Annotated in this window: 12 protein-coding genes; 7 read left to right on the top strand and 5 right to left on the bottom strand. The window is 67.9% G+C overall.

Features of this window, described 5'->3' with window-relative positions:
• Window positions 1–164 precede the first annotated feature (164 nt).
• Complete coding sequence (locus VPH46_RS07950; protein ID WP_416610294.1) at window positions 165–2,558, top strand: TonB-dependent receptor; 2,394 nt, start codon at window positions 165–167, stop codon at window positions 2,556–2,558.
• Between the two features lie 36 nt (window positions 2,559–2,594).
• Here VPH46_RS07950 and VPH46_RS07955 read toward each other — a convergent pair whose 3' ends face one another.
• Both VPH46_RS07955 and VPH46_RS07960 read right to left on the bottom strand, forming a co-directional pair.
• Window positions 2,595–4,166, bottom strand: coding sequence for a glycoside hydrolase family 28 protein (locus VPH46_RS07955; RefSeq protein WP_416610296.1), 1,572 nt, complete (start codon window positions 4,164–4,166; stop codon window positions 2,595–2,597).
• Between the two features lie 49 nt (window positions 4,167–4,215).
• Window positions 4,216–7,308 carry a TonB-dependent receptor domain-containing protein gene (locus tag VPH46_RS07960; RefSeq protein ID WP_416610298.1) on the bottom strand — a complete coding sequence of 1,031 codons (3,093 nt, stop codon included), beginning with the start codon at window positions 7,306–7,308 and terminating at the stop codon, window positions 4,216–4,218.
• A gap of 307 nt (window positions 7,309–7,615) precedes the next feature.
• On the opposite strand from VPH46_RS07960, the gene VPH46_RS07965 reads away from it, so the two are divergent.
• Genes VPH46_RS07965 through VPH46_RS07975 form a run of 3 tightly spaced genes read left to right on the top strand, consistent with a single transcriptional unit; the run spans window position 7,616 to window position 11,987 of the window.
• Entirely contained in the window at window positions 7,616–9,253 is a 1,638-nt protein-coding gene (locus tag VPH46_RS07965) for a glycoside hydrolase 43 family protein (protein WP_416610300.1), read from the top strand.
• Between the two features lie 8 nt (window positions 9,254–9,261).
• Window positions 9,262–10,842: an MGH1-like glycoside hydrolase domain-containing protein gene (locus tag VPH46_RS07970; protein ID WP_416610302.1), complete on the top strand. Its 1,581-nt coding sequence runs from the start codon at window positions 9,262–9,264 to the stop codon at window positions 10,840–10,842.
• A gap of 23 nt (window positions 10,843–10,865) precedes the next feature.
• Window positions 10,866–11,987, top strand: a complete 1,122-nt coding sequence (locus VPH46_RS07975) for an endo-1,4-beta-xylanase (protein WP_416610303.1) — start codon at window positions 10,866–10,868, stop codon at window positions 11,985–11,987.
• Here VPH46_RS07975 and VPH46_RS07980 read toward each other — a convergent pair.
• Window positions 11,984–14,227, bottom strand: a complete 2,244-nt coding sequence (locus VPH46_RS07980) for a TonB-dependent receptor (RefSeq protein WP_416610306.1) — start codon at window positions 14,225–14,227, stop codon at window positions 11,984–11,986. The two genes, VPH46_RS07975 and VPH46_RS07980, sit on opposite strands and share 4 nt — an antisense overlap.
• Before the next feature lie 350 nt (window positions 14,228–14,577).
• On the opposite strand from VPH46_RS07980, the gene VPH46_RS07985 reads away from it, so the two are divergent.
• Window positions 14,578–16,758: a putative bifunctional diguanylate cyclase/phosphodiesterase gene (locus VPH46_RS07985; protein WP_416610308.1), complete on the top strand. Its 2,181-nt coding sequence runs from the start codon at window positions 14,578–14,580 to the stop codon at window positions 16,756–16,758.
• A gap of 62 nt (window positions 16,759–16,820) precedes the next feature.
• On the opposite strand, the gene VPH46_RS07990 is transcribed toward VPH46_RS07985, so the two are convergent.
• Entirely contained in the window at window positions 16,821–17,801 is a 981-nt protein-coding gene (locus tag VPH46_RS07990) for a L,D-transpeptidase (RefSeq protein ID WP_416610310.1), read from the bottom strand.
• Between the two features lie 9 nt (window positions 17,802–17,810).
• On the bottom strand, window positions 17,811–19,469 hold the full coding sequence (locus VPH46_RS07995; protein ID WP_416610312.1) for an ArnT family glycosyltransferase: 1,659 nt from the start codon (window positions 19,467–19,469) through the stop codon (window positions 17,811–17,813).
• 47 nt (window positions 19,470–19,516) lie between these two features.
• On the opposite strand from VPH46_RS07995, the gene rfbF reads away from it, so the two are divergent.
• Both rfbF and rfbG read left to right on the top strand, forming a co-directional pair.
• Complete coding sequence (rfbF, locus tag VPH46_RS08000) at window positions 19,517–20,293, top strand: glucose-1-phosphate cytidylyltransferase (protein ID WP_416610314.1); 777 nt, start codon at window positions 19,517–19,519, stop codon at window positions 20,291–20,293.
• The gene (rfbG, locus tag VPH46_RS08005) at window positions 20,278–21,372 is read left to right on the top strand and encodes a CDP-glucose 4,6-dehydratase (protein ID WP_416610315.1); all 1,095 of its coding nucleotides are present in this window, start codon (window positions 20,278–20,280) and stop codon (window positions 21,370–21,372) included. The genes rfbF and rfbG overlap by 16 nt, the downstream gene beginning before the upstream one ends.
• Window positions 21,373–21,375 lie beyond the last annotated feature (3 nt).

Raw genomic sequence — 21,375 nt, forward strand, 5'->3', positions numbered from 1 at the left:
CTCCCCAAATCTGCCGCGGCCACTAAGCAGCGCGCGCGACACTTCGGTTGCGGAGGCGTGACACTTTGGGGAAGCGCGCGTCACCGCTGCGTCATGCGGCTGCCGCCGCTTTGTCACCTGTCCTCCCTAGTCGGGCCGCGTCGCCGTTTGGGGGAAACAGAAAGATGCGGAAGTTTGGTTTGGGGTTCGTGCTGGCGACGCTCGGCGCGGGGGTTTCTTCGGGGGCGCTGGCGCAGGCAAGTGCGCAGCCGGAGGGGGACGGGTCGGCGTTCGAAGCAGGCGACGTCATCGTCACGGCACAGAAGCGGGCGCAGCGGATCGAGGACGTGCCGGTCACGGTTACCGCGCTGTCGGGCGAGCACATGGCCGACATCGGCGTGTCCGAACTCGACGAGGTGGCGGCGTTCATCCCCGGCCTTCAGGTGCAGGAGCAGAGCGCCAACAACCCCGGCTTCGTGATCCGCGGCATCACCTCGGACTCGGGCTCCGCACAACAGGGCGCGCGCGTCACGCTCTACTACAACGGTGTCGACATCAGCCGTTCGCGTGGCGCCTATCAGGACCTGTACGACCTGGCCCGCATCGAGGTGGTAAAGGGCCCCCAGGCGACGCTGTTCGGCACCGCGGCTGCGGTCGGCGCGATCAGCATCGTGCCGGCCGCGCCCGAGCCGGGCTTCTCCGGAGAGGTCGCCGGCTCCTACGGCAACTTCGATCGCACCCAGGTCTCCGGCTTCCTGAACGCGGGGGACGAGGTGCTCGCGGGGCGTATCGCCTTTGCCTACAAATACCGCCGCGGCTATGTCCGCAACATCGCCGGCGATCCCGACGTGCCGAACCAGAACCAGGGCCGGGTCGATCAGGACGACCTCAACGGGCAGGACCAGCGCGGCATCCGCGGATCGCTCCGCTGGCAGCCGAGCGATGCGGTGACCGCGGACCTGGTCCTCACCTATGACGGGCAGCGCAATCCCGGCACCGCCTTCAAGTCGCGCGCGCATGCGCCCACCGGCGGGCAGACCGGCGACTATGGCTATGCCGAGCTGTCGGGCTCTCCCTACAGCGAGGAGGTGCTCGGCGCGCGCAAGCTCGGGCTCGACCGCAACGTCTATGACGCCAATCTGACGGTGAGCGTCGACCTCGCGGACGGCATCCGCTTCACGACCGTCAACGGCTTCCGCCATTTCGACGCGCTGGAGGTGTTCGACGCCGATGGCGGCCCGGCCTGGTACCTCGAGTTCGCCGAGGATGCGAAGGGGGAGCAGTGGAGCCATGAGGGCCGCTTCTCGTTCGAAGGTGCCGAGTATCGCGCCGCCTTCGGCTGGAACGCCTTTTTCGAGAACGGCTACCAGCGGGTACCCTTCTCGACGGAGGAAGGGACCTATCTCGCCTGCTCGGTGGCGGCAGCCTATGCGCCGGTCCGCGCGCAGTTGCAGGCGATCGGTATCCCGACGGGAACGGGCTGCGTTCTGCCGAACGGCACCATCCCGGCAACGCAGGTGACGTCGATCGTCACCGGCGGGGCGCTTCGCGAGCTTCCCTACGCGTCCGAGTTCAGCAACTACGGCAACAACGACACCTATTCGGTGTTCGCCGACGCCACCTGGATCCCGACGCCGCGCCTGGAACTGACCGCGGGCGCCCGCGTGCTGATCGAGGACCGCAAGTCCGGCTACAGCTCGATCCAGCCCAACTCCGTGATCCTGGCCGCGCTCGGCATTCGCACCAGCCTGATCGGCACCGCGAACACCCAGGGCGCGAAGCTGACGGCGCAGCGCAGCTTTGCGGCGCTGCTGCCGCGGTTCAACGCGCTGTTCCGGCTGAACGACAGCCTCAACCTCTACGGCACCGTCAGCAAGGGCCGGCGCTCGCCGGTCGTGCAGCTGAGCGCCGCCAACAGCGCCGCCGGCGTGGTGCCGAACCTCCAGTTGGTGCCCGAGGAAACGGTCTGGAACTACGAGGGCGGCATCAAGGGGCGGGTCGGCCCGTTCACCGGCGCGGCGTCCGTCTTCTACCAGCGGTACAAGGGGTTCCAGGTCTCCGTCACCGGCGAGGACGGCGTCACCCGCACGCAAAGCGCTGGATCGGCCGACAATCTGGGCGTCGAGCTGGAAGCCAGCTTGGCGATCTCGCCCGTGCTGACCCTGTTCGGCAGCTTCTCCTACCTCGACGGCGGCATCGCCGATGATGCGGCGAACGGCGTCTATGCCGGCAACCGCTTCCGCCTGCAGCCCGACACGACGGCCTCGGGCGGTGCATCGCTGCGCGTGCCGGTCGGCAACTGGACGCTCTATGCGACCCCGACCGTCACCTACCGATCCAAGGTGTATTTCGAGGTGCCGAACAACGAGGCCATCAGCCAGGACGGCTATGCGCTGGTCAACCTGCGGGCCGGCATCGAAACTGCGGACGGCCGCTATCGCATCGGGGGCTTTGCGCGGAACCTGACGGACGAGCAGTATCTGATCGACGCGGGCAACACCGGCGGCGGCTTCGGCATCCCCACCTACATCGCAGGCGAGCCACGCTTCTATGGCGTGGAACTCGGCGCCCGCTTCTGATCCCTGCCGCCGCCGCCCGCATCGGGCGGCGGCGCGCTAAAAGCGGTCCGTGATGCGGCCGTCGACCTGCCGGTCCTTCAGCCAACGGGCGCCGGTGCTGCGGAATTCGGTGACGTCGGTGAGCGCGAAGGTTTCGCCCCGCGGCGCGCGCAGGTTGGTGATGTCCGCATCGGCCACGTCCTCCAGCCAGATCGCCGGCCGCGGGTCGGGCGCCGCGGTCGCGATCTCGACATGGTGCATTTCCAGGTTGCGCAGGTGGCGCGCGAACAGGCCGGTGGCGGGAAGGTCTCCGAACATGGTCGCCTCGGGATAGCCGAGCTCGTTTTCGGGCGGGCGCACCTGCGCCATCGCTGCCGGCGCGCCGCCGATGTGGTGGAGGTAGATGTCGGAGAGGGACACGTCCTCGATCGGATGGCCGGCGAGCCCGGCGAAGACCGAGGGCAGGGGCGTCGCGTTGCTGCTGGTCACGTTCTGGATCATGATCCGCTTGAGCGTGCCGATCGGCCGTCCGGCGGGGCCGCGCATCCGCTTGCCCAGGCGCAGGAACAGGGGCGCGTCGACGATCCCGCGCATCGTGATGTTGCTGATCGCGAAATCCTCGATCACGCCGCCATCGACCGTCTCGATCGCGAGACCGCGGCTGTCCTCGAACACGCAGTTGCTGATCGCGACGTTGCGGAAGCCGCCGTTGGTCTCGGTCCCGAACTTGATGCGGCCGTGAATCTGGGGGGCGAAGTCGGCCGGCATCTTGCGGAAGCTGCCGTCGATGACGGACCCTACCTGATAGTTGCCCGTGACGAAGCAGTTGGCGATCGTCAGGTTCTCGGTGATGCGCGGCTCGCCCAGCGCATAGCTCGACTTGGGGCAGATGCCGTCGTCCCAGGGCGAGTTCATCGTGCAGTTGGTGACGCGCACGTTGCGGCAGCAGTCGATGTCGAAGCCGTCGCGGTTGGTGTCGACGACGACATTGTCGATCGTCAGGTTGTCGACGCCGGTCGCGAGCAGCGCGAACCAGCCGCCTTCGAGCACCTTGAAGTCGCGCAGCAGGACGTTGCGGCAGTTCTTCAGCGCGATCGCCTTGTTGCCGGTGCCGGGTCCCGAGGGGTCCTTCAGCCAATTGTCCTTGCCGTCGCCGCGGCCCAGCCCCTTGCCCCAGATGAGGCCGGGGCCGAGGATCGCGATGTCGTGCAGCCCCTCGCCCCAGATCAGGCTGTTGCGCCAGTGGCTGTGGCCGAAATCCTGGAAGCCGACGGCGCGCGGGTCCTGCGGCTCGGCGACGTCATAGCCGGCGGTGGGGGTGGGGGCGGCGGCGAGGATCGTCGCGCCCTGGTCTAGGTAGAGCGACACCCGGCTCTTCAGCCGGATGGTGTGGGCGGCATAGGTGCCTGCGGGGAACACGACGGTGCCGCCGCCCCGCGCCGCCGCGTGGTCGATCGCGCGGTTGATCGCGGAGGTGTCCAGCGCGCGGCCGTCGCCCTTCGCCCCGAAACGGCGCACGCTCACCCAGCCGTCCCCCGCCACCTGCCCGGCGGCCCAGGCGGGGGACAGAAGCAAGCCACCGGCGGCGACGGCTCCGCCCCGCAGCGCGGCACGACGATCGATCAGCATCCTGTCTGTTTCTCCGCAAGTCGGGGGTAGGCTGGCCCACCCTGCCGGATCAGAACTTCGCGGTCGCGCCGAGGAAGAACTCCGGCCCGAGTACGTCGTAGGTGGCCGAGAAGGTGTTGGCGCTCGGCCCCTGGGTGGTGATCGGCGGCTTGTTGTTGAGCACGTTGTTGACGCCGCCGAAGAACTCCACCTTGTCGGTCACGCCCAGGCTGAACGAGACGTCGACATAGTTCTGCGCGGCAAGGCGCGGGTAGGCGAAGTTGGTGATCGGCGGGGCCGTCTCCGCATTCTGGCGCAGCGGCACGATGTAGCGGTCGGTGGTGACCGGGCCGATGTAGCGATGGCGGACGCTCGCCGAGAAATCGCCGATGTTGAGCGTCGCTCGCGTAGTGCCGCGCCATTCCGGCAGCGGCTGCCCGCAGGTGGGACCGTATGCGCCGACGCACTTGTTCTTGATGTCCGGGAAGGCTGCCACCGGCGTCGAGGTGAAGTCGAGCAGATAGGTGAAGGTGGAGCTAACCTCGACTGAGGTATCGCCCGAGCCGATGTCGAAGCGATAGCGGCCGGCGAAGTCGATGCCCTCGGTCTGGAGCGCGCCCGTGTTCGCGTTCAGGATGCGAGCGACATAGGGATCGTTGATCTCGCCCGTGCGGGGATCGCGGTTGAGTGCGCGACAATATTCGCTGTTTGCGTCCTGCAGCGTCAGATAGCAGAGGTTGAAGGTGTTCTGCAGCCCGCCGCCGAGTGCAGCGACCGCCCCCTTCAGGTCGATGTTGAAATAGTCGACGCTGAGGTACAGGCCGGGCGCGAAGCGCGGCGTGATCACGGCGCCTGCCGTGTAGGTGTTGGACTTTTCGGCATCGAGGTTGGGGTTGCCGCCGAAGTCCGCGGGGATGATCGCGTTCGGCTGCACCTCGGGCGAGAAGACGGCGGCCGCTGGCACGCCGGTCGCGATGCACACCGCGCGAACCGCGTCGGTCTGCTGCGACACCGGCGCGCGGCTCGAGCAGGGATCGGTCGCTGCGCCGACGACGCGGTTGATGCCGCCGTAGAGCTCGCCCACGTTGGGTGCGCGGATCGCGCGCTGATACTGGCCGCGCAGGGTCAGGTCGCGGGATACGCGCCAGTCCAGGCCGGCCGAATAGGTCCACTGCCCGCCGACGCCTTTCAGGCTGTAGTCGGAGTAGCGGAACGCGCCGTTGAACGCGAGATGCTCGATCAGCGGCGTGTCGTGGATCAGCGGGATGCGGACTTCGCCGAAGGCCTCCTTCACCGACACCGAGCCCTGCGTGGGGAGGCCCGGATTGAAGCCGGCGACGTCCCCGGACGCGAGGAAGGAATCGGGCGAGAAGGTCGCGCTCACCTTGCGCCATTCGAAGCCGCCCGAGAAGCCCGCCCCGCCGGCAGGCAGGTTGACGAGATTGCCGGTGAGGCTTGCTTGCGCGACCTGCTGGGTGGCGACGGTGGTGTTGGTCGCGTTGATGCGGATCGCGCTGGCGCATTCGGCGCTGACGTTCGCGCCGAAGATGTTGCACAAGGGGGCCGCGCCGCCTTCCGAAAGCAGCGAATCCTGGAGCCGGCTGCGCGACAGGGCATTGCGCAGCTGCAGCGTGTTCTCGCTGCGCGAGTAGGTGTAGTAGGCGTCCCACTTCAGGTCGGTCAGGAAGTTCTCGGACGCGTTCCCGAGATCGCCGCGCAGGCCCCAGGCGCCGCGATAGACGTTGCGCCGCTCGGTCGCGGCCCGCGCGCCGACCTCGACGTAACGGCGGCCGGCAGTGACAAGCGCAAGGCCATCGCCCGGGTTGTTGATCCGGGTGGCGGTGCCGCTGGTGACGGTCGTGGGTCCGGTCTCGGCGAGGTCGAGCTGCCGGAAGACCTCCTGCAACGCGGGCGTGAGATAGGGGTTGTCGATGTTGAACAGCGTCGGCGAGCCGACGTTGGTCGGCGCGAGCCGGGCATCCACCTCGTTGTGCGAATAGTGGAGCTCCATGTAGCCGGTGATCGAGTCCGTGAAGTCATAGTGCGCGAAGCTGTTGATCATCCAGCGCTTCTGCGGCTGGATGAGGTAGTTGTCCGGACCGAGGTTGAAGTCGTCCTGTGGGGTAAGCGCCGGCCGGGCCGAGGAGCCTTCGTCGTTGAAGGTGAAGCCGCGGCCACCGAGGCCGCTCAGGCCGGCTGCGGCATAGGCGGCGTTCAGCGCGGCGTTGGTGCCACCGAAGGCCGGAATGCCGGAGAAGCGACCGTTGGGGATGTCGCCCGATCCGCTGGCGACGAAGCCGAGCTCGCCGCCGCCGGCGACGCAGCCAAGTCCTCCGGCAGGCGTGAACGGTGTGCCCGGGCCGCTCGCGCTCCCCGATCCGGGCACGACGCACCCATCGGCGAGCGACAGATAGGCGAAGCTACCCCGTTGCCCGCGGGTGATGGAGCCGCGGTCGAGATAGTTCATCGAGACCACGGCGTTCCCGCGCCCTTCGGCGAAGTTGCCACCAACCGTGAGATCATAATTATAGGTGGGCGTGCTCGTCGGCCCCGCCAGGTTGAGCTGCGCGCGCGCCTCCACGCCCTCGAAATCGGTGCGCATGATGAAGTTCACCACGCCCGTGATCGCGTCCGAGCCATAGACCGCGGACGAACCGCCGGTGACGATCTCGGTCCGGGCGATCAACGTCGAGGGGATGGTGTTGAGATCGACGACCTGTTCCGGCCCGAAGATCGCGAAGCGCCGGCCGTTCACCAGCACCAGGTTGCGCGTCGAGCCGAAGCCGCGAAGATTGACGTCGGCATAGCCACCGGGAACGGTGTTCGACGTGGCGCCGCCCAGTTGCGAGGCGACCGTCTGCGGGATTTGCTGGAGGGTGCGTTCGATGTTGACGTTGCCCGAGAGCTTCACCTCCTGCGCATCGACGACGTTGACGGGGGTCGGCGCGTCGAAGCCGGTGCGGGCAATGCGGGATCCGGTGACGACGACGTCGGCGCCGGGTTCACCCTCCCCATTGACCTGGCTGCCCGCCTGGCCGTTGGGATCGGCGACGGTGCTGGTCTGGGCAGTGCCGTTGGAGCCGATGGGGGTAGGCGCCTGCTCCGTGGCCTGGACGGGCGCCGCCTGAGCGAACGCCGGGCCGCCGGGCAACGCTCCGGCCATCAGTACCGCTGAGCCGGCCAGCAGGTGCGCGCGAACTAGAGCCCGAGTCCCCATCAAACATCCTCCCTGCTGCCGACCCGTTGATCGGCCTGTCGCCCCGCGGCGCGACGGTAGGCCCGTCTGCTGCCAAGTCGTAAGCGATAGCGCTAACGTCTCGCGAGATATATTGAAACGTAGTTCCACTTGTTGAACACGTCAATGCTATGTTCTACGTCTGGAAAGCGGCACCAAGTCGCCACGCGAACAACGCAGATGCAGCAACAAGAAGCGTGGTAACGCTCTCGCTGTTTGGGATGAGGAGGGGGTGATGGTTCAAGGCTTGGGACGGCGGAGGTCTGTACGCACCGGGTTGGCACTGCTTGCGCTGACCTTGTGCGGCGGTGCGAAATCAGTCTCTGCGGAGCCGCCGGCCACCGCACCCGCCACGTTCCGCAACCCGATCCTGTTCGCCGACTATTCCGATCCGGACGTCATCCGGGTGGGCACCGCCTATTATATGGTGTCGTCGAGCTTCCACTTCTCGCCCGGCATCCCGATCCTGCGGTCCTATGACCTGGTGCACTGGACGATCATCGGCAGCGTGTTGCCGCGCCTGCCGTTCGCGCCCGAATACGACATGCCGGGACCGCACAGCCTCACCGACAAGATCTCAAAGCCGGTGGGGGGCACGCGCTACGCAGGCGGGGTGTGGGCGCCGTCGATCCGGCATCACGACGGCCGGTTCTACGTCTATTGGGCAACGATCGACGAAGGCGTGTTCATGGCGACCGCCGACGACCCGGCCGGTCCGTGGAGCGAGCCGGTCAAGGTCATCGACGAGCGGATGCTGGAGGACCCGTGCCCCTTCTGGGACGAAGACGGCACCGCGTGGCTGGTCCATTCCCGCCACGGCGCCGGCCCGCTGATCCTCCATCGTATGAGCGCGGACGGGACTCGCGTGCTCGACAAGGGCGAGGTGATCGTCGAGGACAAGGCGAACCTGCCGATCCTGGAGGGGCCGAAGTTCTACAAGCGCAATGGCTGGTACTATATCTTCGCGCCCATCGGCGGGGTGGAGAAGGGACAGCAGGTTGCGCTGCGCGCCCGCAATATTCGCGGACCCTATCAATGGCGGGTGGTGCTGGAGCAGGGCTCGACCCGGTTGGAGGGGCCGCATCAGGGCGGATGGATCGAGACGCCATCGGGCGAGGGATGGTTCGCCCACTTCAACAGCACCGGTGCGTTCGGCCGCATCGTCCATCTCCAGCCGGTGCGCTGGGTGGACGACTGGCCGATCATGGGCCGACCCTTGCCTGGCAAGGGGTCCGGCGAGCCGATCATGGCGCCGCCCTGGCCCAACACCGGCCATGCGCCCACGCAGGACCGGCTGCAGGACTCCGACGAGTTCAGCGCGCCGAAGCTGGGCCTGCAATGGGCCTGGAACCATAATCCCGACGACACGCGCTGGAGCCTGTCGGCGCGCCCGGGCTGGCTGCGGCTGGAGGCGGGCGAGGCGCAGCATCTGGTGACGGCGCGCAACACGCTGACCCAGGTGTTGCAGGGGCCGGAGAGCCGCATCACCGCGCGGATCGATCTGTCCCATATGGCGGATGGCCAGCGTGCTGGTCTCACCCTGTTCGGGGTACGCCCGAGCTGGATCGGCGCGGTGCGCGAGCGGGGTGCGACCCACCTGGTCCTCGCACGCGAAGGGGAGGAACAGGCTGGGCCGAGGTTGACCGCGGACACGATCGAACTCCGCGCCGAGGTCGGTAGCGACCAGACCGTGCGCTACAGCTACCGCCTGGGCACGGGCGGCTTCACGCCGCTGGGGGACGCTATCCCGCTCGCCCGCTTCTCCTGGTGGAAGGGATCGCGCCCAGCGCTGTTCACCTTCAACAAGCGGGGCCCGAGCGGCCACATCGACGTCGACTGGTTCCGAGTCGACCATCCGGAACTCAACCCATGAGGTCGCCCTTGGATCGCAGATCATTCCTTGCCGCAAGCGCCGCTGCCACGCTGGCCATGCCCGCCTTTGCTCGTGCCCAGCAGGGCGGGGCCGCAGGCGTGCCGCGCTTCTCGACCACGAACACGCGCTGGCAGGCCGCCTATGACGCGGCCCTCGACGTGCTCGCCGGCAATGTGAAGGTCATGCCCTACGTCAGCAAGCCGGTGCTGATCGAGGGATCGGTCTACCAAGGCATCTGGCAGGAATGCGGGCCGCACGAGGCGCTGCTGTATCGCAAGTTCCGCCCGGATGTGGCGCGCAACAGCCACCTGACCTTCTTCGAACTGCAGCGCGCCGACGGTCAGCTGCCCGCGAACAACAAGGTCGTCGAGACCGGCTTCGGCCAGATCCAGATGGTGGTGCCGATCGCCGCCACCGCCTGGGACCTGGCGCGGGCGACCGGCGACGGCGAACTGCTGGAAGCGGCCTATCGCGGCTGGGGCGCGTGGGACGGGTGGCTGATGCGCCATCGCAATACGCGCAGCACCGGACTGGTCGAGGGCTTCTGCACCTATGACACCGGCCACGACAATTCGCCGCGTTGGAAGGGCATGCCGAACCAGTGCCCGAACAAGGACGCGCGCACCCATCATCCGATCGCCTCCCTGCCGCGGCTGTGTCCGGACCTGTCCGCGACGGTGTACGGCGGCCGCCGGGCGCTGGCGGCGATGGCCGAGGCGCTTGGCAAGCGCGACGAGGCCGCACGCTGGGCCGAGCAGGCGGAAGCCATCCGGCGGCGGATCCTGGACACGCTCTATGTCGCTGAGGATGCCGCCTTCTACGACCTGGATGCGCAGAATCAGTTCGTGCGCGTGCGCTCCGACATTCTCAGCCGCGTCTGCGGGGAGCATGTCGTCGACCAGAAGACCTTCGACACCCTGTGGGCCCGGCAGCTGGGCAACCGGCAGGCGTTCTGGACGCGCTACCCGATGGCGTCGATTGCTATGGACGATCCGACGTTCGTGCGCCCGATCCCGGCGAACAGCTGGGGCGGCGCGTCGCAGGCGCTCACCGCCATGCGCGCACCGCGCTGGATCGAGCATTATGGCCGCACGGCCGAGTTCACGGAGATGATGGACGCCTGGTGCGAGGCGATCCAGGCGGACCCGAGCTTCCGCCAGCAGATCGATCCGGAGACCGGCGCCTTCACCCATGGCGAGGACCAGCCACGCTATTCGCCCTGCGCATTGGTGATGGTGGACTATAGCTGGCGCCTGGTGGGCGTCGTCGAGGAGCCCGACGCCCTTCACTGGAACGTGCGTCCTGGGCACCCGGCCGCGGCTGGTGCGCAGCTGTTGCTGCCGACGGACGCCGGTCGGACGGCGGCGATGGCCTATGATGGCAGGGGGGCGAGCCTCACCCTGTCGAGCAAGCTGCTCGGCCGGATCGAGGGTGGTGCCGTCCGGCTGATCACCGCTACGGACGGCACGCCACGCGCGCTGCTCGGGATCGAGCCCAAGCCGCAGCGGGTCACGCTCCGCCTCGCCGGGCGGCCGCCCCGCACGATCACGATCCAGCCCAACCGCCGCATATCGCTCGACCAGGGCTGAGGCCCGGTGACCGGAGAAGATCCATGTTCGATCGCCGCCAATTTCTTGCCGGAGCCGCAGGGGCCGCCGGCGCGCTCGCGCTGCCACTCCAGGCCGCGCCACGCGGTGACGGTCTGGGCGCAATCGCCGCCGCCAGCGGCATCCGCTTCGGCAGCACGATCGGCAAGGGCAATTTCGCCGACGCCGCCTATCGCGCGCTCAATGCCCGCGAGTGTGTGCTGATCGTGCCGGAGAACGAGCTCAAGTGGAGCATCACCCGGCCCGATGCGACGACGTTCGACTTCGGCCCTGCGGACGCGCTGATCGGCTGGGCAACCAGCAACGGCCTGGGCGTGCGCGGGCATACGCTGCTGTGGCACTCGGAGCGCTGGACGCCGAAATGGGTCACCGAACACGACTTCGGCGCGCAGCCGGCACGCGCGGCCGAGCGGCTGCTCCAGGAGCATGTGACCAGGGTCGCCGGGCGCTATGCCCGCGTCATCGACAGCTTCGACGTGGTCAACGAGGCGATCGACTCCGACACGGGCATGCTGCGCGAGACGGCGTTGTCGAAGGCCATGGGCGGCGCACAGCAGACGCTGGATCTCGCCTTCCACAGCGCGCGGGCGGCGGCACCCGCGGCCGAGTTGGTCTACAACGACTATATGGGCTGGCGCGGCGACGAGGCAGTGCATCGAAACGCGGTGCTGAAGCTGCTGGAGGGCTTCCGCAAGCGCGACGTGCCGGTGGACGCGCTCGGGGTGCAGAGCCACCTGGGCAGCAAATATTCGGACTCGCCGACAGGCCTCGGCGCGCTCGACGAGACGGCGTGGCGCAAGTTCCTCGACGAGGTCACGGCCATGGGCTTCCGGCTGCTGATCACGGAGATGGACGTGCACGACAATCCGCTTCCCAGCGACATCGCCAAGCGCGATGCCGAGGTCGCGGCGCATACGCGCGCGTACCTGGACCTCATGCTCTCCTATCCGCAGTGCCGGACGGTCATGTGCTGGGGGCTGTCGGACCGCTACAGCTGGCTCAACGACTTCCGTCCGCGACCCGATGCGTTGCCCAAGCGCCCGCTGCCGTTCGACGCCGAGTTTCGCCCCAAGCCGATGCGCGATGCCTTGGCGGCGGCGTTCGAAGCGCATCCTCGCAAGCGCTAGTCGCCGAAGCGCCACCGCAGGTTCAGGCCGACGTTGCGCGGCTGCGCTACGCCCCACACCGTGGCAGGGGTCAGGTCGCCACCGTTTTCCGCGCCGTGATAGTAGAGCGCGTCGAACAGGTTCTCGACGTAGGCCACGGCTTCCCACCCGGCGTCCGAGCGATAGCCGAGACGGAGGTTCACCGCGGTATAGCCGTGGCGGCGGGTGATGCCGCGCCAGTCGAAGCTTTGGCGCCCGCGCCCTTCATAGACCCACTCGCCCGCGAGATAGGCCTCGCCGGAGGCCAGGGGATAATGGAAGGTGCCGACACCGCTCGAAGCCCAGGTGGGGTTCGGGAGGCCGCCGCAGTCCTTCAGCGTGCAATCGCGGTCGCCGCGCTTGCGCGTGTGGGTGTAGGTGAGCGTCCCCGTCAGATCGAAGAAGCGGCTGGGGCGAAGGGTCGTCGCGAACTCGGCGCCATACCCCTGCACCCGCCCGACGTTCAGGACCCGCTGCGTGCGTGTCTCGGTGTCGAAATAGACGCTCTGCAAATTGCGATAGTTGTAGAGGAAGCCGGTGAGGTCGAAGCGCAGTCGGCCGCCGAGAAGATCGCCCTTCACCCCCAGCTCCTCGCTCCAGATCGTCTCGGGCGCAAAGGCGTCGGGCTTGGTGCCCTCCGGAACCAGGCCAAACTCCTCGATCGGTCCGGGCGCTGCCACCGTGAAGGAGCCGAACCCGCCCGACTTATAGCCTCGTGTGACGCTGGCGTAGACGTTCAAGCGGGGCTGGATCTCATAGCGCACGTAGAGTCGCGGCGTCGTACCCTGCCAGGACCTGCCATCGGTCACGAAGCCGTCGGTGTAATAGGCGAACGTCCAGATGTTGCCGAGCGTGGTGTCGCTCGGGAGAATGTTCAGCCCGAACTTCTTGTGGTCCCAGGTGTAGCGCAGTCCCAGGCCGACGTTCAGCTTGGGGAGGACGCGATAATTGACGTCGCCATAGGCGGAGAGGCCGGTGTTCACCGTCCGCGCCTCGTTCACGTCGACCAGGATACCGTCCGGCGCGGCAACATAGGGCGTGCCATAGAGGTCCTGGGTCAGTTCCTCGCAACTGGAGTAGCCGTAGCCGGCCAGGCAGACGGCGGTCTCGTCCGCCTGCTCGGTGAAGCGGGCCCGCACCGTTTCGCGATAGCCGGACAGCCCGGCCGACCAGGTGAACCGACCCGTACCCGGAGAAACGAGGCGGACCTCCTGGCTCGCATAGGTGCCGCGCTGGCGCTGGCTGTAGTTGCCGATGCGAAGCGGCGTCCCGTCATAATCCTCGGAATAGAAGAAGCGGTGGCGGCGGTAGGCGGTGGTCGAACTCAGCGTGGCGAAGTCCAGATCCAGGTCGGCCTGCAGCGTGCCTCCGTAGATCTCGCCGTCGTCGCGGGGATCCGTCAGCTCCGTATCCACATCGCGAGGACCACCGCGGACCACGAGATCGATGCCAAGTGCGTCGTCGATCGCATCCAGCACCTCGCGGTCGTCGTTGGAGGCGCGATAGGGCGTGCCATCCAACCGCCGCCGCTCATACTCGCCCATGGCGATCACGCGCAGCGGACCCGCCGTATAGAGCAGCGAGGCGCGCGCCGCAGTGCGGTTCTCGCCCATCAGCCGATCGTCGCGACCGGGCGTGAACACATTGTCCACCCACCCGTCCGAGGCGGTGTGATATCCCGCCACGCGCAGCGCCCAATGCTCGCTCAGCGGCAGGTTGACCGCAGCCTCCCCTTCCACGCGATCCACCTCCCCATAGCCGAGGTAGACGTGCCCCCGGACTCGCTCCGTGTCGGGCTTGTTGGTGACGATGTTGATCGCGCCGGAAATCGCGTTGCGGCCGAACAGGAAGCCCTGCGGGCCGCGCAGCGCCTCCGCGCGCTCGATGTCGAACAGGGAGGTGACCGCGCTTCCGGTCCGCCCCTGATACACGCCGTCCTTGAAGATGCCGATCGAGGGATCGCCGCCGATCCCATAGTCGTTCGAGACGATGCCGCGAATCGCCAGCGTATCGATGTAGCTGTCTTCGGAGTTGCCGGAGAAGCCGGGCGTGTAGGTCACCACATCCTTGATGTCGCTGAGCTTGCGCTGGACGATCGCCTGTTCGTCGAGCGCGGTGATCGCGACGGGCGTGTTCTGGATACGCTCCGGACGGCGCTGCGCGGTGACGATGACTTCTTGCGCCTCCGCCTGCGGTTCGGCCGCAGGGCCAGGCTCCTGCACGGGAGTGGCCGCTGCGGGCGTTGCCAAGAGAAGGAGGGCCGGGGCGGCGCAGGACATGAGGCGCGCACGGCAAGATATCGGGATCATGCCCGCGGCTATCCAGCAGATTGATGATTTCGACGTTAACGGAAGATGGGCCGCGGGTCTTCGAATTGCGGCGCTACGACCCGCACAGGGAGAAAGTGCCGGGTAGCGCAACTCCTTGGGACACCGGAGATTTTTTCTTGAGGAGTCGGGGGTGGCAAGGCTTGGCAGCAAGACCTCCTTAACTGCCACTCCTTACCCCTTGAAACATGGAGCCGGCACAGAACTCAGCCGGGCGCGCGGGCCGCAGGCGGTTCCTCGCCCAAGTGGTTGCACCTGCCCTCGCCACGGTCGCGGCGATGGCGGTGCTGATCGCCGCGCTGGTTCTGTTCTCCGCGCGTCAGGCCGACCGGCTCGCCTTCCAGCGCGAACATGGCGTGATCTCGACCGTGCTTGCGCAGAGCATCGCGCGGATCGCGCACGACCAGGAGGGCGTCACCGTCTGGGACGACGCGGTCCGGCACGTGCGAGCCTTTCGTCAGGACCCGGTGTGGCTGGATACCAACCTCGGCGTATGGATGCGCACCTATTACGGGCATGACGAAGCCTTTGTCCTGAACCCCAAGGACGAGCCGCTCTATGCGATGCGCGCGGGGCGCCGCCTTTCTGCCTCCGCCTACCATCAAGACATCGCGCGCATCGCCGCTCCGCTCGTCGCGGAGCTGCGCCGCAAGCTGCGCCAGCCCTCCCCGGAAGATGTGGGGCCATCGGCGCTGACGCCGGGAGCGATCGACCTCGCGATTGTCAGCGGTCATCCTGCCATCGTCAGCGTAAAGCCGATCACCTCGGACACCGGCACCATTCCCCAAGCGGCCGGGACCGAGTTCCTGCACATCGCGGTGCGGTATCTCGACACGGGCTTCACACGGGAGCTTTCCGAGCGGTACCGGGTGCAGGGCGCGGACTTTGCGCAGCGGCCTCTCGCCGCCCAGGCAGAGGGGGCGGTGCCGCTGCGCTCCTCCGCGAACCAGTTGCTCGGCTACGTCGTCTGGCGGCCGTTCCAGCCGGGGTCGTTGCTGGTGGAGCGCGTGGCACCCGTGATGGCCGCATCGCTCCTCCTCATCTTCGCGATCGTGACCATTTTGCTGCGCCATGTGCGTCAGGGCACGCTGCGGCTGGAGGCGAGCGAGGCGCAGGCGCAGCATCTCGCCTTCCACGATTCGCTGACGGGGCTCGCGAACCGCGCGCTGTTCGACGATCGCCTCGCGCATCAGCTCGCCCATGCGCGTGCCGCATCCACCTCGCTCGCGCTTCTGTACCTCGACCTCGACGGGTTCAAGAACGTCAACGACACCCTCGGCCACCCTGCCGGCGACGAACTCATTCGGCGTGTAGGGACTCGGCTCGCCGCGCTGGTCCGCTCGACGGACCTGGTCGCGCGGGTGGGCGGCGACGAATTCGCGATCATCCAGTGCGACATCGAAGGCCCGGCCGAGGCCGAGATCCTGTGCATGCGGATCGTTGAGGAGATCAGCCGCCCCATCGACATCGCCGGCACCCAGGCGAGGGTCGGCGTCAGCATCGGCATCGCCATGGGGCCGGCCGACGCAGGCGAGCGGACCGAACTCGCGCGCAAGGCGGACATCGCGCTCTACGAGGCGAAGAGCGCGGGCAAAGGACGCTACACCTTCTTTGCCGAAAGGATGGACGCCAGCCTGAGACGACGCAAGGAGATCGAGACGGGGCTGCGTACCGCCCTGGACACCGGCAGCGGACTGGAGGTCCACTACCAGCCGCTCTATTCGGCGCAGAGCGACGTCATCACCGGCGCGGAGGCGCTCGTTCGGTGGCGGCATCCGGAAAAGGGCGTCATCTCGCCTACCATCTTCGTGCCGATCGCCGAGGAGGCCGGGCTCATCGAGCAACTCGGGGAATGGGTGCTCGAGCAGGCCTGCCGCGCAGCGGTGAACTGGCCGATCGGCACGATTTCGGTGAATGTTTCGGCAGTTCAGCTGCGCAACGCGCACTTCGCCGAGCGGGTGATGGAGATCTTGAGGCGAACGGGCCTGGACCCCGCCCGGCTGGAAGTGGAGATCACCGAGACCAGCTTCATCGAGAATGCGGCCACCTGCCAACCCAATCTGACGGCGCTGCGCGCACGCGGGGTGAAGGTCGCACTAGACGATTTCGGGACCGGCTATTCCTCCTTCACCCATCTGCGCAACTTCGACGTCGATCGCATCAAGATCGACCGGTCGTTCGTGAGCGGCATCGGCAGCACGGAGGACGGCAGTCCGATCATCCAGGCGATCATCGATCTGGCCAAGGCGAGCGGCCTGAAGGTGACGGCGGAAGGCGTGGAGACTGCCGAGCAGCGCTTCTTCCTGTCCGAGATCGGCTGCAATTCGCTTCAGGGCTACCTGCTCAGCCGGCCGATGCCTGCGACGGCCATGGACGCGGTGTTCCGCGTCGGCGGGCACTCGTCCGCGCTCGCCGACGCCAATTGAGCGGAGGGGGCTGCCGGAGCCCTGCTCGTCCCCTGGATCGGGAACTCGGCCATTGCCGGCGGTCAGGGCTCGCCGGTGTCCGTCAGAAGCGTGATCGGTGCCCCGGTGCTGCCGCTGCTGAGGCTGTCGGGCGTCACCACGACGGTTGTGCCCGCGACCAGCAGCGGCAACAGGCGATCCCGAAAGCGCGGATCGACGCTGATGCGGTCCTTGTCCTCCGCAACGGGGGATGTCGCGGCCTTGCCGTCCCAGGGAAGCGCGACCTTGGTCCACTGCGCCCCGGCGGCATCGACGCTGCTGGCGACATAGGCCGCAGGGCGCGGAATGGCGCCGCGCAGGGTGACGGGGGCTGCCCCGATCTCCACGCCGTTGCGCAGCACCACCACCCGCCGGTCTGCCGCGCTGACGATGATCGAAACGGGGCCGGAGACTGCCCGCTCCGGCTGCCAGAAGCCGGCATCGCCGGTCTGGGAGCGGGCGGTCTTGCCCGCCTTCAGCAGCTGCGGGGTCGGAGCCACGCGGGGTACCGGCGCATCCTGAGTGATCACCACCGTCATGCCCTTGCTGGTGGCGCCGTAGAGCAGCCGCGCAAAGGCGAGCGGCAGCCGGATGCAGCCGTGCGAGGCCGGGTAGCCGGGCAGGTTGCCGGCATGCATGGCGATCCCGTCCCAGGTCAGGCGCTGCATGAACGGCATGGGCGCGCCGTTGTAGAGGTTCGACTTATGGTCGATGTCCTTCTGAAGGACGGTGAAGACACCGGTCGGCGTCTCGTGTCCCTTGGCGCCTGAAGAGATGGTGGAAACGCCGATCATCACGCCGTTGCGATAGACATAGGCGCGCTGCAGGCGAAGGCTCACCACGATCATCATCGGCCCGTCGGGTGCGACCTGCGGCGCCCACAGATAGCCGCCGGGCTTCAGCTTCTGCACCGCGTCGAAGACGCTCAAGCTGGGCCCGTTCGGCTGCTGTGCGGCGACCGGACTGTCGGCAAGCACCGCGAGCATGCAGAGCAGCACGGCGGGCGGAGCGGAAAAGCGGTTCATGCCGTTCCCCTATCGCGGAATTGCCGGCGTCGGGTCAGCCGGAGTGACGCGGGCTACGGCGGGCCGTGGTGGCGGCACGCTTCGGATGCACACCTGGGCACCCCTGTCCGACTGACGCGGGCCGCTGGCGAAGGTGGCGACGCAGCGATGATGGCGCAGCAACCGGTGGTAGACGGCCAGCGGGCGAGCAAAGCGGCCCGGTTCCTGCGCATAACGGGCGTAGTTCGACAGGATGACGACGTCGGCGTCGCAGGTCGCAAGCAGCGCCACATCGACGTGGCCGAGATCGACAATCGCGCTGCCCTGCCGGAGACCGTTCACGCGGCGGTAGCTCGGCCGCTTGTTCAGCGCCGTCCGCACATCGACGCAGCCGGCGCTCCCGAGCGGGAAGAGCAGGCGGCCGCGATACGGGAGCAAGTCGAAGGCGGCGTGCTCGACCAGGACGGTGCGGCCGGGCGGCACATGCGCGCGAACCCAGGCGGTGGCGGCCTGGCGCGGATCCTCCGCATGGCGGGCGAGCCGTTCGATCGTGACGCTCGCCATCCAGGTCGCCAGTGCAAGCAGGAGGATGCCGCCACACCAGGTGCGCCACGCACTGGGGAAGAAGTCGGCCACCCTGGTGAGGCCGATCGCCGCGAGAATGGCGGCGATCGGCAGCACCGGTACGATCCAGCGCTCCCAGACGAGCGCTTGCACCGCCAGCGCGATCAGGATCGCGGCGGCGGTAGGAAGCAGCACGATCGCTGCCGCTGGACGCCGGCGAATGCCGAATGCACCGGCGGCGATGAGCGCCAGCCCCGGCCAGCCGAAACTGTGCGCCAGGGGATGGCGGATGTACCAGCCGAGATTCCCGAGAAACCCGTACCCGGTGGCGCCAAGGTGCACCGGCCGTGCTTCTGCGGTGAGGTCGCGCAGCACGGTAGGATAGTCGAGCAGCAGATAGGGCGAGACCAGCAGCAGCGTTCCCAATGCGACCACGGGTGCGACCGGCAGCAAGCGGAGTGCACGGGTGTCACAACGCGCGCGCCACAGGCCCGCCGCGAGCGGCGCCACCAGAACCAGAACCGCCGGCCATTTGGCAGCACAGGCGAGGCCCGCGGCGACTCCTGCCCAGACGGGGTGGCGGCGTCTCGAATCCTCTGTTGCCGAAAGGGCGTGGAGCATGCTCCAGCACATCAGCAGGGTTGTCAGCATGTCGGTGCGGATCAGCTGCGACAATTCGACATGCACGGTGTTGCACGCCAGCAGCAGCGCCGCGGCCAGCCGGGTGCGGGGGCCTGCCACTCGTCGGCCGAGCCGCCAGGTCAGCCACACGCTGACGACGCCGAACGCCACGCTCAGTCCGCGCATTGGCAGGACGAGGATGCCCGGATCGGCGAACACCGCGGCCACGAAGGCGTCGCTGCCGCTCCAGCGGCCGAGCAGTTCGCCCAGCCCGGCCACGGCGACGATGACCAGCGCCAACAGGTAGAAGAGCAGCGTCGCCGGATGACCGAACCAGCCGGGGTTGAGGCGTGCTTCCCGCAGCATGTCGAGCGTGGTCATGATGAAGACCGGCTCGTCGGGATCGTTGAGCGCGGGCAGCCCGAAATCGAGGTGCCACAGCCGCAACGCGGCCGCGAGCAACAGGATCGCGACCAGCAACAGCGTTTCGGATTTACGGGCCATGGCGCGCGGTTCCGTCCTCTTCGCGAACGTCATGTGCGGGAGAATCCATGCGAACCGTGATACTGGCAGGCGGCCTCGGCAGCCGCCTGGGCGAAGAGACCGCCGTCCGCCCCAAGCCGATGGTGGAGATCGGCGGGATGCCGATCCTGTGGCACATCATGAAGATCTACGCTTCGGCCGGTTTCAACGACTTCGTGATCTGCCTTGGCTACAAGGGCTATCAGATCAAGGAGTATTTCGCGAACTACTTCCTGCACACCGCCGATGTCACGATCGACCTCAGGGCTGGCAGCAACGGCATGGAAGTGCATCGCGCGCGCAGCGAGCCGTGGCGCATCACCCTGGTCGAGACCGGGGAGACGGCGATGACCGGCGGTCGGCTGGCAGCGATCCGGCCCTATCTCGATCCGGACGAGCCCTTCTGCTTCACCTATGGCGACGGCGTCGCCGATATCGACATCGCCGACCTGGTGCAGTTCCACAAGGCGCATGGTGCCCGCGCGACGATCACCTCGGTCACACCGCCGGGCCGCTTCGGATCGCTGGAGTTCGACGGCGAGCGCGTCACCGCCTTCCGCGAGAAGCCGGCCGGGGACGGCGGGCAGATCAACGGCGGCTTCTTTGTCGCGCACCCCAGCGTCCTCGATCTGGTCGACGGACCAGACAGCGTCTGGGAATCCGGGCCGCTGGAGCAACTGGCTGCGCAGGGCGAGCTTCGGGGCTACCGGCATGATGGGTTCTGGCACCCGATGGATACGCTTCGCGACAAGAATCACCTGGAAACGCTTTGGCAGAATGGGAGCGCGCCGTGGAAGCGCTGGTAAACCGCAACTGGGCCGGCCGGCGCGTGCTCGTCACCGGCCATACCGGCTTCAAGGGCAGCTGGCTGTCGCTGTGGCTGTCTGCGATGGGGACAGAGGTGACCGGACTGGCGCTGCCGGCTCCCACCAGCCCGAGCCTGTTCGAGGCCACGCACCTCGCGCGCGGCGTCCGGCACATCGAGGGCGACATCCGCGACCTGGAGACCGTCCGCGCGGCGGTGGCCCAGGCGCGGCCCGAGATGATCTTCCACCTCGCAGCCCAGCCGCTGGTGCGCCTGTCCTACCAGGAGCCGGTGGAAACCTATGCAACCAACGTCATGGGCACGGTCCATGTGCTGGAGGCGGCGCGTCAGGTCGGTGGCGTCCGCGGCATCGTCTGCGTCACCAGCGACAAATGCTACCAGAACCGTGAGTGGGACTGGCCCTATCGCGAGAGCGACCCGATGGGCGGGCACGATCCCTACAGCAGCTCCAAGGGATGCGCCGAGCTGGTGGCGGCGGCATGGCGCAACTCGTTCTTCACCCAGGGCGGCCCGCTGCTCGCAACCGTGCGGGCTGGCAACGTCATCGGCGGTGGCGACTGGGCACAGGACCGGCTGGTGCCGGACCTGGTTCGTGCGTTCGAGGCCGGCGTCGCTCCGCTGATCCGCGCGCCCGATGCGGTGCGGCCCTGGCAGCATGTGCTGGAGGCGCTGGGCGGCTACCTCATGATCGCAGAGCGGCTGCTGGACGGTGAACGGCGCTTTGGCGATGCCTGGAACTTCGGCCCGGGCGATGAGGACGCCCAGCCGGTGCGCTGGATCGTCGATCGCATGCGTGCGGTCTGGCGCGACGGTGCCGCAGCGCCAAGCTTCGATACCGGCCCTCGCCCGCACGAGGCGGGGCTGCTGCGCCTCGACAGCTCGCGCGCGCGGACCGCGCTTGGCTGGCGCCCGGCGCTGACGCTGGGCGATGCGATCGACTGGATCGTCGACTGGCACAAGGCGGTGGGCGCCGGTGCGGATGCACGCGAGGTCACCCTGGGGCAGATCGCGCACTATGAGGCGCTTTCGGGCAGGGTCCGAGTGCGCGCGGCTGCCTGACCG

The organism is Sphingomonas sp. MJ1 (PH-R8) (genome assembly GCF_048058635.1).
In the GTDB taxonomy this organism is placed as follows: domain Bacteria; phylum Pseudomonadota; class Alphaproteobacteria; order Sphingomonadales; family Sphingomonadaceae; genus Sphingomonas.

Excerpts from the sequence above, each read along its gene's own strand:
- VPH46_RS07960 (WP_416610298.1), bottom strand. The coding sequence starts at position 7,308 with ATGGCCGGAGCGTTGCCCGGCGGCCCGGCGTTCGCTCAGGCGGCGCCC.
- VPH46_RS07965 (WP_416610300.1), top strand. The coding sequence starts at position 7,616 with ATGGTTCAAGGCTTGGGACGGCGGAGGTCTGTACGCACCGGGTTGGCA.
- VPH46_RS07990 (WP_416610310.1), bottom strand. The coding sequence starts at position 17,801 with ATGAACCGCTTTTCCGCTCCGCCCGCCGTGCTGCTCTGCATGCTCGCG.
- VPH46_RS07975 (WP_416610303.1), top strand. The coding sequence starts at position 10,866 with ATGTTCGATCGCCGCCAATTTCTTGCCGGAGCCGCAGGGGCCGCCGGC.
- VPH46_RS07995 (WP_416610312.1), bottom strand. The coding sequence starts at position 19,469 with ATGGCCCGTAAATCCGAAACGCTGTTGCTGGTCGCGATCCTGTTGCTC.
- VPH46_RS07955 (WP_416610296.1), bottom strand. The coding sequence starts at position 4,166 with ATGCTGATCGATCGTCGTGCCGCGCTGCGGGGCGGAGCCGTCGCCGCC.
- rfbF (WP_416610314.1), top strand. The coding sequence starts at position 19,517 with ATGCGAACCGTGATACTGGCAGGCGGCCTCGGCAGCCGCCTGGGCGAA.
- VPH46_RS07950 (WP_416610294.1), top strand. The coding sequence starts at position 165 with ATGCGGAAGTTTGGTTTGGGGTTCGTGCTGGCGACGCTCGGCGCGGGG.